The sequence below is a fragment of the Sutterella massiliensis genome (genome assembly GCF_016899755.1).
In the GTDB taxonomy this organism is placed as follows: domain Bacteria; phylum Pseudomonadota; class Gammaproteobacteria; order Burkholderiales; family Burkholderiaceae_F; genus Sutterella; species Sutterella massiliensis.
This window is the reverse complement of record NZ_JACJJC010000011.1, coordinates 71845-89322: the sequence shown is the minus strand read 5'-3', so window position 1 is coordinate 89322 and position 17478 is coordinate 71845. Positions and strand designations below refer to the sequence as shown.

The following is a 17478-nucleotide window of genomic DNA, read 5'->3' as shown; positions in this document are numbered from 1 at the left end:
GTTGACTGCGAACTTTGAATGGGCCTGCCCCGCAGCTGTGCACGAGCTGCGGGGCGAATTTTTTAGCGGCGGAAAGCCTCTTCTTCGAAAGGGGCCAAAATTTCGAAGTACATGCGTGCCCCGGATTTCGGATCCGTAAACTGCAGTTCTGCCGCATGCAGAGCGAGCGGCGTCTCGGGCGTCTCCGCACAAAGCCCTTCGGGGCCATAGTACGGGTCGCCGAGGATAGACATCCCGAGTCCGAGCTTGTGCGCGCAATGAACGCGCAATTGGTGCGTGCGCCCCGTGACAGGCGTGAGCTCCAAAAGCCCCATCGAGCCGTCGTGGAGGTCCGGGCGCTCGATCGTCTTAAGGAGGCGCCAGGTTGTGACCGAGTCACGTCCGCCCAAAGCGGCTATCTGGCGGAGTCGATCGAGCGGATTCGTTGTGAGGGGAAAACGAATTTCTCCCTCCACAGTCTGCGGTACGCCGCGAACGAGCGCATGGTAGCGTTTTTCGATCCGTCCCTCTCTAAAGTCCGCCATAAGGGCCTTCGTTGTCTCGATGTTCTTCGAGTAGACAAGAAGCCCCGACGTATCCATATCAAGGCGGTGTACGGGCGTGAGGGTCGAGCCCGTCATCTCGGCCGTCATGGTCATGGCGTCCGGAAGCCCCATGGCGCCCGGCACGGAAAGGAGCCCGGAGGGCTTATCGATCACAACCCAATCAGGACCGTCCATGATGATCGCCGGACGTTTCTCGGTCCATTTCGGTTCCGTGAAGCGGGGATCCGGGCAAACGGCATAACCCTCGAGGAGCCGTTCGGCCAAAGGCTTCGTCGTCGTGCGCGGCGAAAGCGGCATGCCGTCGAACTTCACGTCGAATGCGGGCGTCTCGCCGCACCACCATTCAAGCGCCGCGACGGGGCAGGGGAGCAACGCTTCGGAAACACCCGACTCGCGAAGATGCCTACGTTCGAAATTGAGGTCCGCAAGGTTTGCAACAAAGGGAGAACGGACGGCGTCTAGAAGCGCCTTGTTCCAATGTTCGTGCGTGAGATTGAGACCTGCGCCGCCCCCGCGGGCGATCTTTTTGGGCTTGCCTTCCCGAAGTTTTTCGGCGAGTGAAAAAAGCGAGAACGGTTCACCGCTGCCCGTCAAAAAGCGGATGGTGCGAGCGAGCGGCTCGAACATGGTTTCGGGGGAAATGCCGACCAGTGAATCCGCTTTCGGCAGCGGCAGCGACAACGGGTCGTCGTTGGCGAGCGGCGGTTCGACAAACGGCTCAAGCATCAGGCGCACATCAACGGAAGCGTCGCGAGCGGCGCTCTCGCGCGGCGCAGAACAAAGAAGCCCGGCGCGCCCGCGAAAGGTTTGGGGAATAAGTTGGCGTCTATAGGCCTCATCGCGGGCGGCAAGCGCAATGCTCCTCGGCGCGCCGAACCAGACGGACGGAAGCCCTGCGTCGAAATCAAGGGGACATTCGCGACAAGAGAAATGAAAGCGCTGGGGGCGATCGGCGGGCAGCATTGCGGAGGTCCGGCACGAAAAAATGAAAGAGGAGCGTAGCTTACTCGAGATGATCGGCAGGGGGGCATCTTGAATGCCTTCGAATGCCTGCATGCTGCCTTGCACCGGATGCGAGCGGCGTTGAACACGTCACATGACTGGCGGTTGGCATCGTCGCCAGAAAAGCCGCAGAGGCGCTCGAACGTGTCGACGACAATTTCGCTCTCTGGCAGCAGCTCGAAAGGGAATGCGGCTCGAAAACGCCGCCAGTCTTCGAAGCGCTTTAATGACGGACGCAAAAATGCGACATATCACGGCGACAACTTTCATTAACGCAACACTAAAAGCCATCAATTCAGCTCTTCGTTGACCAACTTCCTAAAGTCTTCGCGTAAAAATTTGTAACACCCGCAACGCACTGTTTTATCGGGAAGATGGTTTGAATTTTGATGGCATCGGCATCTATCGTAGAAACCCTATAGAGGTCAAGGCAACCGGAATTCCCAAGGTCGCGTGTTACCCTAAAAAGCAATCCGCCGAACCGAAAGCCCGAACGCGAAGAGCATTCAGACAAGCGCCGGCCGGCCTTTCGATCGTGCGGCTTTTCTTTTTGGTTCCCGACACAGCATTCTGGAAAGCGCTGTAAGCGCCAAGCCGAATGCTTCGAGGGACGCCTCTCAATAGGAGAACGATTTGTCTGATAGCAATATCACCGTCTCCGGCAACATGCCGTCTCTCGTCGGCCGCAAAACGAAAAGCGGCCTTGTTATTCGCAGAACCGTCTTCTGGCCGGCGGTTATCTTCATTCTTCTCACGGTCGGACTGGCGTGCGTCTTTCCCGACAGCATGGCCGACTTTTTCAGTTCGGTGCAGAATTTCATTTCTGCGAATCTTTCGTGGTTCTACATCCTCGCGGTCGCCATTATTCTCTGCGCCATGGCGCTCATAGCGATCTCGCGCTTCGGTTCCATTCGCTTGGGGCCCGATCACGCGCGCCCGAGATTCAGCCTGCCCGTCTGGTTTGCCATGCTCTTTTCGACGGGCATGGGGATCGGCATCATGTTTTTCGGCATTGCCGAACCCGTGATGCATTTCCTGTCGCCACCGCAGGGCGACCCGATGACGATTGCGGCGGCGCGCTCGGCGCTCGAAACAACTTTCTTTCACTGGGGACTGCATGCCTGGGCGATTTATGCCTCGGTAGGCCTCATGCTTGCCTACTTCGGCTATCGGCACGGTCTGCCGCTTACGTTCAGAAGTGCGCTCTATCCGCTGATCGGGAACCGAATCTACGGGCCGATTGGCGACGCTGCCGACGTATTCGCCGTTACGGGAACCGTCTTCGGTATGGCAACGTCTTTGGGCTTCGGTGTGCTTCAAATTGACTCGGGCCTCACATATCTCTTCGGGTTTGAGCCGACAACGACGACGCAATTGGCGATGATCATCGGGATCAGCTCGATCGCGGCCCTCTCTGCGGCATCGGGCATCAACCGCGGCATCAAGTTGTTGTCCGAAGCGAATCTCGCCCTCGCGGTCCTGCTTTTGCTCCTTGTTTTCGCATTCGGGCCGACTGCGGCGCTCCTCAAACACTTCGTTGAAAATACCGGCATTTATCTCTCCGGGATTGTCTCGAAGACCTTCACGCTTTACGCGTACGAGCCGCAAAACACCGAGTGGCTCGGTGGTTGGACGCTGCAGTATTGGGGCTGGTGGATCTCTTGGTCGCCCTTTGTCGGCATGTTCATTGCGCAGATCTCGCGCGGCCGAACCATTCGGGAGTTCCTCGCGGGCGTGCTTCTGATTCCGGCGGGCTTTACGCTCTTTTGGATGACGGCCTTCGGGAATTCCGCCATCGACCTCATCATGAGCGGGCAGGGGACGGCGCTAGCCGAAGCGGTTTCCGCGGACGTCTCGACGGCACTCTTCAAGTTCTTCGAATATCTTCCCTTTACGCCCGTGCTTTGCGCTGTCGGCATGGCGATAGTGGTGATTTTCTTTGTCACTTCAGCCGACTCCGGTGCGTTTGTATCGGACGCCATCGCAAGCGGAGGTGCCCGGCGCACGCCTGCGCTCCAGCGTGTCTTTTGGGCGATGCTCCCAGCAGTCGCTGCAGCGGTGCTTCTTGAGGCAGGGGGTCTTCAAGCACTTCAAACGATGACGCTCGTCTCGGCACTGCCCTTTGCGGTTGTGCTCCTCGCTTCGCTCTTCGGACTTCTGCGGTGGCTTCGCTACGACGACATGCGACGCCAGACGCGGCAGCGTACCGTCACGCCCGCCGTCGGCGTTCGAGCGCCCGCCGATTGGCGCGGGCGACTTCGTACGATCGTTGCCTACCCGGACGAAGCGGAAGTGAAGTGCTGGTTCGACGATACGATAGCGCCCGCACTCGAAGAGGTGGCGGCCGAGTTCAAAAAGGCATCGCTGCGAACGGTGCTCGTGAAACACGAAGAGCGCATTTCGCTTCGCATCTCATACCGCGAAGTACCCGACTTTCTCTATGAAGTGCGACTTCGCCACTACGAAAGCCCGGAAACGACGCCCGAGAGCGACCGCAGCGAATTCACGCGCGCCGAGGTGTTCCTGCGCGAAGGCAGCCGAGACTACGACCTCATGGGTTGGAGTCGAGAGCAGATCATCAACGACGTGCTCGATCAATACGAAAAGCATCTGACTTTCCTGCGTGCTTTCAATGCCCCGAACGAAGCGCTTGCGTGACGATCGGTCAAGAGCGCGAGACTCTCGTAACCATATGAAGGCACGGGAAAATCAGACGGTGAGAAACGCGTGAAGTACCGGCAATCGGCTCTACGCCGCGATTGATCGACCGCATAATTCAAGGCAACAATCGGTCCCATCCCGGAGCCGGATGCAAACTGATCACCCAGTCAGTCGGCGGTAATAGAACAGAATTCGGAATTCGGACCGATTTCCTTTTCTAACGTGCATAACGACTACGAAGTCGCCCGATAAAACGCGCCCGGCTTCCTATGCGAAAGCCGGGCTTGTTTTTATTTCTGGCGGCAGCGGGCGAACGCAGAGAAGAAGCGCTAAGCGCTTGCTCCCCGCGTCTTCACGTCGCGCTTAGGCCGCGTAGCCGTAGCGCTTCGCGAGCACCGCCTGCGAACTCAGTGCCTTGCCCTTGGCAGGAACCTTGAGGCGCTTGTAGGTGCCCGTGCTCTGGAGCTCCCAGCACTGGACGTTGTCGGCGAGCTGCAGATCGAGCGTTGCCTTGATGCGGCTCTTGAGCGCCTGATCCTCGATCGGCACGAGGACTTCAATGCGCCCGTCAAGGTTGCGGGGCATGAGGTCGGCCGAGCCGATGAGAAGGTACGGATCGCCCGCGTTCTTGAACCAGTAGGCGCGCGCATGCTCGAGGAAGCGCCCCACAATGCTCACAACGCGGATATTGTCGCTCACGCCCGGCAAGCCCGGACGCAGACAGCAGATGCCGCGCACGATGAGGGAGACCTTCACGCCGGCCTGACTTGCCTGGTAGAGGGCCGTGATGATCTTGCGGTCGACGAGCTGGTTGCACTTAAGAACGATCTCGGCGTCCTTGCCGGCCTTCTTGTTTTCGATTTCGCGCATGATCCCGGCGATGATCGCATTGCGGGTCGAGTGCGGCGAAATAACAAGCTTCTTGTAGACGGTCTGGTTCGAGTACCCCGTCATCACGTTGAAGAGGTCGGAAGCGTCGCCGCAGATTTCCTTGTCGGCCGTAAAGAGCGAGAAATCCGTATAGATCTTCGCGCTCCCCGGGTTGTAGTTGCCGGTCGAAATGTGGACGTAGCGCGTCATGCCTTCGGCTTCGCGCCGGACGACGAGGCACACCTTGGCATGAATCTTCAAGCCCGCAAAGCCGTAGACGATGTTGACGCCGGCCTTTTCCATTTCTTCGGCCCAGTTGATGTTGCGCTCTTCGTCAAAACGGGCCTTGAGTTCAACAACTGCCGTGACCTGCTTGCCGCGCTTGCGCGCATCAATGAGGGCAGCAACGATCGGGCTGTTGCTGCCGCAGCGGTAGAGCGTCTGCTTGATGGCGACGACCTGCGGGTCGTCCGCGGCGCGCCGGATAAAGTCGAGCACGCCCGAGAAGCTCTCGTACGGATGGTAGAGAAGAACGTCGTTCTGGCGGATCGTCTCGAAGACGCTCCCGTTTTCGATGAAAGCGGGTTCGGCCCCCTTGTAGCTCGACTCCTTCAGGTGCGGGCGGTCGAGACCGGTGAGCGGCATGAATTCGCTCATCGCCATGGGACCCTTCGTGCGGTAAATCTGGAAGGGCAGCAGATCGAGCTTTTCAACGAGGAAATTAAGAAGCGGCGTATCGGCCGAATTTTCAATTTCAAGTCGAATGATGTCGCCGAAGCGGCGCTGTTCGACGAAGTCCTTTACGGCTTCAAGAAGGTCATCGGCTTCGTCTTCCTCGATTTCAATATCAGTGTTGCGCGTGATGCGGAACAGCACCGATTTCACGACCGTGTGGCCCGGGAACAGCTTGTCGAGATGCTCGCGGATCAAGTCTTCGAGCAGAATGATGTCGTCATCGCGCCCGTTCGAATTGAAGCCGAGCTCGCCGTAAGCGGACTGCTTCGTGCGCGGCACGAAGATAAAACGCGGCATGTTGTTCGGATTCTTCAGTCGAGCGTAGCGAGTCGTGCCGTCCTGATTCGATTTGAGCTCAATGAGGAAATTGAGGCTCACATTGGAAATCGTCGGGAAGGGATGACCGGCATCGATCGCCTGCGGCGTCAGAATCGGATAAATCTCGTTTTCGAAATAGCCTTCAAGGAAGGTCTTCTGCTTTTCGGTGAGATCCTTGTAGCGGACAATGCGCACGCCCTTGTCGGCCAAGGACGGCTGCAGGCGATTCTTCCAGAGGTCCTGCGCGCGATTAAGCATCGTTACCACGCGGCGGCGGATTTCCGTCAGCTGCTTTGCCGGCGACAAGCCGTCGGCGGACGTCGACTGTGCGCCGGCGTTGTACTGACGGAAAATGTTCGCTACGCGAACCATGAAGAATTCGTCAAGGTTGTTGTAGAAAATCGACAGGAACTTGAGCTGCTCCAAAAGCGGCTCGTTCGGATCACAGGCTTCGTCGAGAACCTTGCGATTGAATTCGATCCAGTTAAGCTCGCGGTTGATGAAGAGTGCCGGATCGTCAAGAGAGGGGATCCCGTCGACGGGCGGCAGGACCGGCAGGTCCTCGGAGTCTTCCTGCGCCTTGACGGCCTTGCGTGCAGTCTTCGTGCTCTTCGTCGTCTTGGTGGATTTGGCTGTCTTCGCCGATTTTGCAGCCTTCGCGGTCTTTCCCTTGGCGGCCTTCGCAGTTTTCACTGCTTTTGCAGGCTCTTCCTGGACTTTCTCAACGGATTCGGCCTTTGCTTCGGCAGCCGTTTCGGACTTGGCTGCAGCGGCCCGCGTACGACGCACGCGCTTGGCGGGCGAAGCCGTGGGCGCAGCGGCTGCGGCCTCGGGTTCTTCGACAGACTGAGCGGCGTCGACTGCCGGCGTTTGGGATTCGTTTGCACCCACGGTCGCCTGGACGGTCTTCGGCACAGCTGCGGTTTCAGGCACGGCGGGAGCAGCGCCGGCTGCGGCGGTCGAAGCGGGTGCGGCGACTGTTTTATCTTCCATTTCTCTTCTCTTTTCGTGGTTGAATCGGCTGGCGGCTTCCCTCCGTTTGAAGTCTTTGCCAAAAGCTGGCGGCTCTGTGCGGACGGACTCACCTATTAGATAATTTTAGGACGCTCAATTGACGTTTCGATGACAGTTCGTTGAAAGGACGGTCAACGTTTATCCGCCTTGACCTTCCGGAAAATCTGGAGCCGAAAAGCGAACTCGCGAGACGGCTTGCCAGAGTTTCTCATCTGTGCCCGCACGCAAGCGAAAAGAGCAATCTTGCGGTCGAAAAGGATATTTGCGCTTGCGCTTACGTTGCTAAGATTTGATCACTTCGAGAAGGCGGGCGAAAGCAGGCGCTCAATACCGGGCGAATCCATCTTTTCGTTGGAAAGACAACAAGACGCATCGCTTAAAAACAAAAGAGACAACAAAACGGAAGGCGCAGCATGGACGGCAGACTCGCGGAACTCTTCATCGATTCCTTCTGGCAGATTCTCGTTCCCGGGATCAAGGTCACGATTCCGCTCACGGCAATTTCGTTTACGCTTGCGCTCGCCATTGCCGTAACCGTAGCGCTCATCCAGTACGCAAAGGTTCCCGTGCTCAAGGAGTTCGCCCGCTTTTATATCTGGGTGATCCGCGGCACGCCGATTCTTGTGCAGCTTTTCGTCGTGTTTTACGGACTCCCGCACGCGGGATTCCTCATCAATCCTTTTGCCGCTGCGGTCATTGTCTTCTCGATCAACGAGGGCGCCTACTGCGCCGAAACCATGCGCGCGGCACTCGAATCCGTACCGACGGGGCAGCTCGAGGCGGGCTTGACGAGCGGGATGACATACATGCAGACGATGCGCCGCATCATTCTGCCCCAGGCGTTCCGAACGGCTTTTCCGACACTGGGCAACAGCCTCATCAGCATGGTGAAAGATACGTCGCTTGCGGCAAACATCACCGTAACGGAAATGTTCATGACAACGCAGCGAATTGTCGCACGCACCTACGAACCGCTTCTTCTATACGTTGAAGTAGGCCTCATTTATCTGATCTTCTGCACGGTTCTTACGAAGCTGCAGACAGCAGGCGAAAAGCGCCTCAACACGTACGGCCGCCGCTGAAACACTGAGGACGGAGCGATAAACGGATGCAAAACGAAGAGAATAAGACGGTCATGCTCACAGTGCGCGGTGTTGAAAAGCGCTTTGGCGACGAGCCGGTCCTCAAAGGCGTCGATCTTGAGGTCGCAAAGGGCGACGTCGTTGTCGTGATCGGGCCGAGCGGGTCGGGAAAGACGACGCTGCTGCGCTGCCTTAACTTTCTAGAACATGCCGATGCAGGCGAACTCAACTTCGAAGGGGAGACGTTCAACCTCGCTTCGATATCGAGAAAAGACGTTCTGCGCATTCGTCGACGTACCGCTTTTGTCTTTCAAAATTACAACCTTTTTCTCAATAAAACGGCGCTCGAAAACATCACGGAACCGCTTATCACGGCACGCGGTTTTTCAAAGAAGGATGCTGAAGAGAAGGGCAGAGCGCTGCTCGAGCGCGTCGGTCTTTCGGATCGTGCCGACAACTACCCGAGCGAGCTTTCCGGCGGTCAGCAGCAGCGTGTCGCAATTGCCCGTGCTTTGGGCGGGAGCCCTGACATCATTTATTTCGACGAACCGACTTCCGCGCTTGATCCGGAATTGACCGAATCGGTGCTCGCTACAATCCGTTCGCTTGCTGCCGAAGGCATGACCATGATCGTGGTGACCCACGAGATCGGCTTCGCCGAGAGCGTCGCCACGAAGGCGCTCTTCCTTGAAGCGGGGCGCGTCGTCGAATTTGCCGACGCAGACACGTTTTTCCGGCACCCCAAGGAAGCAAGAACGCGTGCCTTCCTCGAAACTTTCCGCAGATGACGCCAATACAGAAATTCTGAATTCGCAACAATCAAATTCCCAAGGGAGACAAAAATGAAGAGGAGAGAAGTTCTATTGCGTGGCGCGGCTGGCGCCGCCGCAATTTTGACTGGCTTCACGCTCGCAGGCTGCTCCGAAAAAAAGGAGGCTCCCGCGCAAGGCGCCTCGGGAGCAACGAAGGCTGAAGCGCAACGCGGTTCTGCGAAAGCAACCGAGAGCCTCGCGGTTATCCGCGAACGCGGCAAGCTTGTCATTGCCATGGAAGGCACCTGGTCGCCCTGGACGTATCACGATCAAAAGGGCGTCCTCACGGGCTACGACGTTGCGGTCGGCTGCAAAATTGCCGAAGCAATCGGGGTCGAGCCGCAATTCGTAGAAGGCAAATGGGACGGGCTCCTCGCCGGGATTGATGCCGGACGCTACGACATCATGGTGAACGGTGTGGGCATTACAGAAGAGCGCCGTCGCGCCTATGACTTTTCGATTCCTTACGCGTTCGACCGCGTGGCTGTGATCGTGCTCGAGAAAAACAACGCAATCAATGGCATGGGAGACCTCAAGGGCAAAAAGACGGCCAACACCATCTCGAGCACCTATGCTGAAACAGCCGAAAAGGCCGGCGCAGAGGTGATCGGCGTCGACGATCTCAACCAGACGTTCGAGCTTCTGCTTTCAGGCCGCATAGATGCGACGCTCAACTCCGAAGTCACCTTCCACGACTACAAAAAGTCGCACCCCGATGCCCCTATCCGCATTGCGTGCTTCGTTCCGCAGGCTGGCGAAATCGGTATTCCCATGAAAAAAGGAGCTCAGAGCGATTCGCTTCGCAGAGCCATTGACGAAGCGATTGAAAAACTTCGCGCGTCTGGAGAACTCAAGAAGCTCTCCGAAGCATTTTTTGGCATAGATATTTCAACGCCGCAATAATGCCGGCGCAAAGACGTTTCGGGTTGTTTGCTTAAGAGAAAAGCCGATGAAGCTGCAAGTTTCCCGTTCGGCATAATCAAACCGACCGCCCGCCGCACTGCTGCGGGCGGCAATGGAGCAAATTTGAGATCGAAATTCTTGGTGCTTCATTAGTCGAAAAGGGGAAAACCATGCAACGCAGAAACTTGCTCGTCGGGCTTGCTGCCGGCATCGCCGCCTCGGCTTCAGTTGAGGCAGCGCACACCGCATCTTCAACAGAACGACCGGTTCGCAGGACCGACTATCTTTTGAGCGAAGAGGAAGCTTGGTATGTCATAGCAAACACGCCCAATGCCGTCATGGGTACTGCCGATGCGTCAGGCGTTCCGTATGCCGTACCGATTACGCCGCTTCTTCTGAACGGCAGGATCTACATACACGGCACGAAAGATCCTAAGAGCCGCAAATTTGAGAACCTCAGACAAAATCCGAAGGTTTCGATCGTCTGGATAGGAACGGATCCGCTCAAAGAAGATGAGTTCACGGTAAAGTACGTGTCGGCCATGATCGCTGGATCTGCTCGATTGGTAACCGACCGCGCCGAAATGCAGAAAATTTTCGAAGCCTACACACAGCGCTTCGCGTCGTCGCAAAGCAAGGAAAAACAGCTCGATACGATCAAAGGCAGCATTGAGGACGTCGCCCTTTGGGAGGTAACGGTCGACAAGATTTCTGGCAAAGCGAAAGCGAAGTCGCCGTTCTTTGACGGCATGAAAAAATAGGCCGCAAAAATAGGCACATCTGCCGGTCCCGGAAAGGACCGGCACGTACGAGGTCGCATTTTTCTCGCCCGCTTTTCCCGCCGGCCGCTCCGCCGTCATGTGAGGCCGAATAAGGGCGACTTCGTACTTTTGAGGATTGTATGACGAAAAAGTTAGACGAACGTTTGCATGCGTCGGGTGCGGCAGTCGCTCTGACGGACACCTCGAGCAGGGCGATTCTCAAGAATGCCGCTCCGATTCTTTTCGGACTGCTGCTCGAGCAGCTGATCGGCATGACCGATGCGGTTTTTCTCGGGCGAGTCGGCGAGGTTGAGCTCGGCGCTGCAGCGCTCGGAAGCGTCGTTTTCTTTTTCTTCATTGCTCAGGCTTTGGGCTACGCGATCGGCGCACAGTCCCTCATGGGACGAGCGAACGGCTCGCGAGACTATGCCGCGTTCGGACGCGTTTTCAGGCAAGCGGGACTCTTTCTTTTTTCCTTGGGATTGGCCGTTGCAGTGCTTCTTGTCTTGAGTGCGGACGCAATCATGTCGCATATTGCCGACTCCGAAGCTGTCAGCATGGCCGCTGCCGACTACCTCTTCTGGCGCGGCGTCGGCATGCCGGCGGCCTTTTTCTGCGTGCTTCTTCGCACCTTCTTTATTGCCATTCTCGAGACGCGCATACTCGTCTGGAGTTCGGTCGTCATGGTCGCGACGAATTGCGTTCTCAACTGGCTCCTCATCTTCGGCTGGGGACCGATTCCTCCGATGGGGACGGCGGGAGCAGCCATAGCGTCGGCTCTGAGCGAAGTCGCCTGTGCAATTTTTCTTGCCGGGAAAATTGTTCGCGACGGAGAGATCGAAAAGCATTCGCTCGCGGGTTCGCTGACCTTTGATCGCGACATGCAGCTCAAGCTCTTCAACCTCGGACGTTGGCTGATGCTGCAGGAAAGCGTTTCGATCGGCGCCTGGATCTATTTCTTCGGCGCCGTAGAACACGTAAGCGAACGGGCGCTCGCGATTTCAAATGTCGTACGGCAGCTCGGATCGCTCCTATTCCTCTTCGTTCACGCTTTCGGTACGACGTGCGGCTCAATTGCTGCCAATCTGTACGGGGCTGGGCGCTCGGATCTCATCAACGCGGTGGTGAAAAGAGGGCTTTCTCTTTCCTTTGCGACGATGATGCCCGTCGTTATTCTCTTCGGGCTCTTCCCTCAGTGGGTGCTCGGGTGGTTCACGAATCTTCCTGAAGTTATTGACGCGTCGGAGCCTGCCTTTTATGTGATGCTTGCGAGCTACATTGTCACAACGCCGCCTTTTTTCTACTACTTCGTGATCGGCGCCTTGGGCTTCGCGAGGCCTTCCTTCATCACCTGTATCGCATCCTCGGTTGTCTACGTTGCGTATGTCGCCTTCATCACGGCGGCGACAACAAGCGTTGCGCTCATTTGGACGTCCGATACCGTTTACGGCTTCTGCCTCGGACTCGGGACCTGGTACATCTGGCGACATGTTGAATGGTCGCCCGCACGAGTGGACGGGCGGCGCATTCTGAAGCCAGAAGGGGAAATTTTCTGAGAAAACAGGATTGCCCGCCGCTGTTCTCGATCGGTAACACGACACCGTTTATCGAGAAAGCCGATAAGCTTCAATATTAGTTACTTCACGTGAAGACGAAAAACCTCTTTTCACAAAGAATCTTCGTGCGAATAGGCGCATTATGGCGGCAGCCGAAAGGACGGCGAAGGAAAGCTAGAAAGTTTTGAGAAACCCGTTCTCGTCTTTTTATTTTCCCTCGCGCCCATTAGGCGCCCTGACAGCTTGATCCCGACTCGAAGAAGCCCAAACTTCGAGCGAAACGGAGAAACCTCATTAGAAGAGGCGCAGGCCCGCGAACTTCCGTCGAAAGCGGAACCGCGGGCTTTTGGATTTTGCGGTCGGCGCGCCGATAAGGATCGGCACCTCGAAAACTCAACCTCTAGCGGATATCCATCGCCATGCTCGAAGCAGTACTCTGCCTCATCGCTCTTGTGCTCGCAGGCTGGGCTATTGCGAAGAACTACGACGCCAAGGTCGTGCTCTTCGTGACGGGCCTCATTCTCCTTTATCTCGCCGTTCTTCTCGGCCATCCGGTACTTGCCGCCAAGGCAAGCTCGGGCCTCTCATGGGTCGATCCCTTCAAGGTCGTGCGCGACCTCTTCGTGAAGCAGTACTCGAACGCGGGCCTTATCATTCTGACGCTCTTCGGCTTTGCAGCCTACATGTCGCATATCGGTGCAAACCAGAAGGTGATTGAAGTCCTTTCGAAGCCGCTTTCGGGCATCCGTTCGCCCTATATCCTCGTGCCGCTCGTCTTCTGGCTCGGCACGCTTCTCTCGATCATCATTCCGAGTGCCGCTTCGCTTGCCGTCATCCTCATGGCAACGCTCTATCCGGTGCTGCGCGCGGCGAAGATGACGCCGCTCACGGCTGCGGGTGTCATTGCTACGACAGCAACGATCGTGCCGACGCCCTTGGGCGGGGACAACGTTGTTGCCGCACGCGTTCTCGGGTTCGAACACGTCGTCGACTACGTCTTTTACCACCATGCGCCGATCACGATTCCGGCGATCATCATCATGGGGTTTGCGCACTATTTCTGGCAGCGCTATATGGACAAAAAGTCGCCGGCTTCGGGTGAGATGAGCCTTGACGAGTCCAAACTCAAGCAAAACGTAGAAGCGCCGACCTATTACGCCATCTTCCCGGTGCTCCCGCTCATTCTCACGATCTTCTTCTGGCTCTTCTTCAAGTCCGCGAAGGTCGGCCTCGTTGAAATCACGCTCTTCTCGTTTGCGCTTGCGTTCGCGTGCGAAATCGTTCGCCGCCGCAACGACCCGACGACGAACGGAAAGAAGCTCCTCGGCGACGCCAATCTCTTCTTCAAGGGCATGGGCGACGGCTTCTCGAAGGTGGTGGTCCTCATCGTCGCAGCCTCAACGATGGTTGCGGGTCTCTCCTCGATGGGCCTCATCGACATGATCTCGAATTCGCTCCAGGGCGTCGAGAGCGCCGACACGGGCCTCATGTTCGCCTTCTCGGGCATCACGGGCCTCATCACGTTCATTTCGGGTTCGGGCAACGCCGTCTTCTACTCCTTCATCGAACTCATTCCGCAGATCGCTGAAAAAGCGGGCATCGACCCGATCATGGTTGCACTCCCGATGCAGTGCACCTCGAACCTCATCCGCGCCGTTTCGCCTGTGGCCGCCGTCGTCATCATTGTCGCTGCCACGATCCGCGAAAATCCGCTCAACATCGTGAAGCGTACGGCCGTGCCGCTCCTCGTGGGCGAAGCCGCCGTTCTCGCGATCGCCTTCTTCCGTTACCTCTGAGTCTTTTGATTTGAAACCGGAGAACAAATCATGACCCGTCAGTACGTCGAACCCATTACCGAAGCGGCGCTCATCAAGGCGCGCGAAGAAATCCATGCCTGGCCCGAACCCGGCTGGAGCGAGTTTGTTTCAAGCGCCCGCGCAATCGAAAAGCTCGAGTCGCTCGGCATCCGCACGCTCTGCGGCCGAGAAGTCATCAACACGGAATTCCGTGCGGGCGCCGTTGAGTCGCAGGTGGCGGCAGCTCTCGCCGACGCAAAGAAGAAGGGTGTTTCCGAAGCGATCCTCGCTCGCCTTGACGGCGTTACGGGCGTCGTCGGCATCCTCGAAACGGGCCGTCCCGGCCCCGTGATCGGAATCCGCGCCGAGCTCGACTGCGTGTGCGTTACCGAATCGACCGATCCGAAGCACCGTCCGGTCGCGGGCGGCTATGCCTCTCAGCGCCCGGGCTTCATGCACGCCTGCGGGCACGACGGCCACCAGGCCGTTCTCCTTGCCGTCGCCGAATGGGCCGTCGCCAATAAAGACAACCTCTGCGGCACGATCAAGTTCTGCTTCGAGCCCGGTGAAGAAGGCTGCCGCGGCGGCCGTCCGATGGCCGAAAGCGGCATCCTTGACGACATCGACTTCTTCTACACGATCCACATCGGCTGCGACATCCCGGGCGGCACGGTCGTGACGGCGCCCGAGAAGTTCCTTTGCACCTGCAAGGTCGACTTCGCCTTCAAGGGCACGCCTTCGCACGCGGGCATGCAGCCGGAAGTGGGCCGCAACGCGCTTCTCGCCGCTTCGACCGCCTCAATCGCCCTCATGGCGCTGCCGCGCCACGGAGAAGGGATGACCCGCATCAACGTCGGGACGCTTCGCGCCGGCGAAGGCCGCAACGTCATCGCTTCGACCGCCTACATGCAGGCCGAAGTGCGCGGCGAAAACGAAAAGATCAACCGCTTCATGCTCGAAGAAGCGATCGCCCGCGTCGAAGGCGCCGCCCGCATGTACGGATGCGAATCGAGCTACATCATCCAGGGCGAAGCGAGCGACTTTGTCGCCGACAGTGAAGCCGAAAACTACGCGATCGAAGCCGCCAAGGCCGCACCCTATGTTGAGAAGGTCGAACACACGATGAACTTCAACGGCTCGGACGACGCCACCGTGATGATCAAGCGCGTGCAGGAAAAAGGCGGCCAGGGCGCCTACATCGTCGTGGGCTCGAAGCTCGAAGGCGGCCACCACACGGCCGGTTTCGACTTCGAAGAAAAGCGCCTCATGACGATCTTCTCGATCTACCGCTCGCTCCTCATCCGTCACCTCGAGCGTCAGGACTGAGGGAAGGCACCCGTTAGTTAACCTAAGGGGAGCACGAAAAGAGCAAAAAGCGGTGCATTTGCCGTACGCATTTGCACCGCTTTTTCGTCTGAAATGCCGCTGGGACAGGGTTTTTCAAAGTTTCCATTGAAAACCCTTACCGCGGCGTCTTTTTCTCTGTTACCCTGTAGCAAACGGGCGCGTGAAGGACTTCCCGTCGTCATCCTTTCCTTTGCCGCCCGTTCCCTTTTGCGCAAAAGAGGTACAAATAAAAAAATGAATACCTATATGAACGGCAGGCCAATGCGACCGGAACCGCAGCCGGTCGTCGAAAGCGATCCCTACGTCGACCTGAAGGACTTTGTGGACTCACTGCAGGAAGAGTGGCTCGCGGAGGAGCCCGATCTTCCCGCTCAGGGCCTGCCCTGCGTGGCGCGTCTCGTGCGTCTCGGCTACTACATCGCACGGCGAGTCGACGAAAACTTCGAACGCTTCGGCCTCACTCGCGGTGAATTCGAGGTGCTCGCCGTGCTCGTGCGAAACCCCGAAGCCGATATCACCCCGAAGATTCTCCAGACGAAGATCCTCATTACCTCGGGGGGACTTTCGAACCGCATCAAGCGCCTTGAAGAGAAGGGGCTCGTCGTGCGCCTGCCGGACCCCGATGACCGTCGCGGCGTCATTCTCAAAACGACACCCGCCGGACGCGACCTGACACTCAAGGCCGTGACTGCGCATATGCGCGTTGAAAACGACTTCATGAAGGGGATGCCCGTAGAAAAGCAGCGCGTTCTCGCGCAGCTGCTCAAGGAACTCATCCTCTCGCAGCAAGGGGCACTTAACCTCAACGGGCTTCGCTGAGGCGAGTCCAAAAAGACAAAGCGCCGGTTTCTCCTCGATACGACTCTCGAAGAGACCGGCGTTTTTGTATGAGTCCAGAACCGTCATTGAGGCATCAACCTCAGGTTGGCCCTGCAAACGCCGGACGGACTCGGCAATTGCCCCGCAGGCTGAAGCTGTCGAATACGCGGTTAGTGAACACAACGAAGTTGTTATCGGAGTTGTAATAAAAACGACACGATAGACGACCTTGAGATCGTCCTAACATTCGAAACGTCTTCTTTCGCTGAAAGGCCTTTGAGCTCGAACTTTGATTCGGAAAGATTACCTTCATAATGCTAAATAGCATTAACCTTTCCTTAGACAATCTCCGTTTTATTTAGTCTCTTTGAAAGATGAACTTTCATCACTAACAAGCGGGCTCTTTTCTGATTTAAACAAGACGGACAATCGATGTTATCTATCTATCTTTATGTATTGCATTTTGCAATATGATCTGATTAATAGACAAGATAAGCAACCTAAATGAGGAATATATGTCTGTCGCGTTCAAAGTTCGACTTTCAGTGTTCACTACAAAAAGACTGGATAAACTTTTCAAAAGTTCAAGTTTGACGAAAACGGATCTCATTGTAGAAGATCTCGGATCTGTGTTCGCTTCACGACTCGACAGAAACGTCACTTATCTGACCGACGCACAGTTTGAAGCTGTCATGGATATTCTCGACAACCACTAAGCCAGAAGGTTCGGGAGGGGCGCCGTCGACTTGAATCCGACCCTTACCGTAAGTCAATAAGTCATGAGCGGATTAAGCTTCAATGAACCAAACCGCTTACCAGACTCGGAGAGATATCGTTTGAAAACTTCGATTTGGTGTCAGATCTTTGAATGAATAACTCCACGAAAGAAGCAGACCGAATTAAGGACCTTGCACTCAAGTCGGACTTACGTACCGACAACCAACGCTTTTTGTCATTTTGCTTGTTACTGCTGCAACTCGAATCATGCGCTGATACATAGTGAAATCAATGCGCGCTGCGTAGAAACATATCCAATCTTATCTCGGTTATTTTGTTCGGAAGACTTGCTGTCGAGAGTCACTATCAGCTTTGCTGCTTTGGGTATGATCTTCTTCGTCCTGCATTAGAAAGAACATGGCAAGTGGCCGAGATCGACGGGTCTCGAGGTATTCTTACAGAGCCTAACGACGATGATTCGCGAACATTCCTGCATGTTTTACGCTTGCCACGGCTTTCTTCCAATGCAAAAGGTTCGTC

At 56.7% G+C, this 17478-nt stretch carries 11 protein-coding genes; 9 read left to right on the top strand and 2 right to left on the bottom strand.

The window, feature by feature from the left end; genetic code table 11:
* Positions 1 to 62: 62 nt before the first annotated feature.
* Positions 63 to 1508, bottom strand: a complete 1446-nt coding sequence (locus H6A60_RS07960; protein WP_205103189.1) for an RluA family pseudouridine synthase — start codon at positions 1506 to 1508, stop codon at positions 63 to 65.
* 672 nt (positions 1509 to 2180) lie between these two features.
* On the opposite strand from H6A60_RS07960, the gene H6A60_RS07955 reads away from it, so the two are divergent.
* On the top strand, positions 2181 to 4205 hold the full coding sequence (locus tag H6A60_RS07955) for a BCCT family transporter (protein ID WP_439145079.1): 2025 nt from the start codon (positions 2181 to 2183) through the stop codon (positions 4203 to 4205).
* 366 nt (positions 4206 to 4571) lie between these two features.
* On the opposite strand, the gene ppk1 is transcribed toward H6A60_RS07955, so the two are convergent.
* Positions 4572 to 7124: a polyphosphate kinase 1 gene (gene ppk1, locus H6A60_RS07950; protein WP_205103187.1), complete on the bottom strand. Its 2553-nt coding sequence runs from the start codon at positions 7122 to 7124 to the stop codon at positions 4572 to 4574.
* A 434-nt stretch (positions 7125 to 7558) separates the two neighbouring features.
* On the opposite strand from ppk1, the gene H6A60_RS07945 reads away from it, so the two are divergent.
* The 8 genes from H6A60_RS07945 (at position 7559) to H6A60_RS07910 (ending at position 16221) form a co-directional block, all read left to right on the top strand.
* Positions 7559 to 8227 (top strand): amino acid ABC transporter permease, encoded by a 669-nt coding sequence (locus H6A60_RS07945; protein WP_205103185.1) that lies wholly within the window; start codon positions 7559 to 7561, stop codon positions 8225 to 8227.
* Positions 8228 to 8253: 26 nt separating this feature from the next.
* On the top strand, positions 8254 to 9015 hold the full coding sequence (locus H6A60_RS07940; protein WP_239477655.1) for an amino acid ABC transporter ATP-binding protein: 762 nt from the start codon (positions 8254 to 8256) through the stop codon (positions 9013 to 9015).
* Between the two features lie 54 nt (positions 9016 to 9069).
* Positions 9070 to 9942, top strand: coding sequence for a transporter substrate-binding domain-containing protein (locus H6A60_RS07935; protein WP_205103184.1), 873 nt, complete (start codon positions 9070 to 9072; stop codon positions 9940 to 9942).
* 170 nt (positions 9943 to 10112) lie between these two features.
* Positions 10113 to 10703, top strand: coding sequence for a pyridoxamine 5'-phosphate oxidase family protein (locus H6A60_RS07930; protein WP_205103182.1), 591 nt, complete (start codon positions 10113 to 10115; stop codon positions 10701 to 10703).
* Between the two features lie 140 nt (positions 10704 to 10843).
* Complete coding sequence (locus H6A60_RS07925; protein WP_205103180.1) at positions 10844 to 12259, top strand: MATE family efflux transporter; 1416 nt, start codon at positions 10844 to 10846, stop codon at positions 12257 to 12259.
* Positions 12260 to 12678: 419 nt separating this feature from the next.
* Positions 12679 to 14055: a C4-dicarboxylate transporter DcuC gene (gene dcuC / locus H6A60_RS07920; protein ID WP_205103179.1), complete on the top strand. Its 1377-nt coding sequence runs from the start codon at positions 12679 to 12681 to the stop codon at positions 14053 to 14055.
* A 30-nt stretch (positions 14056 to 14085) separates the two neighbouring features.
* Entirely contained in the window at positions 14086 to 15381 is a 1296-nt protein-coding gene (locus H6A60_RS07915) for an amidohydrolase (protein WP_205103177.1), read from the top strand.
* Positions 15382 to 15636: 255 nt separating this feature from the next.
* The gene (locus H6A60_RS07910) at positions 15637 to 16221 is read left to right on the top strand and encodes a MarR family winged helix-turn-helix transcriptional regulator (protein WP_239477654.1); all 585 of its coding nucleotides are present in this window, start codon (positions 15637 to 15639) and stop codon (positions 16219 to 16221) included.
* Positions 16222 to 17478 lie beyond the last annotated feature (1257 nt).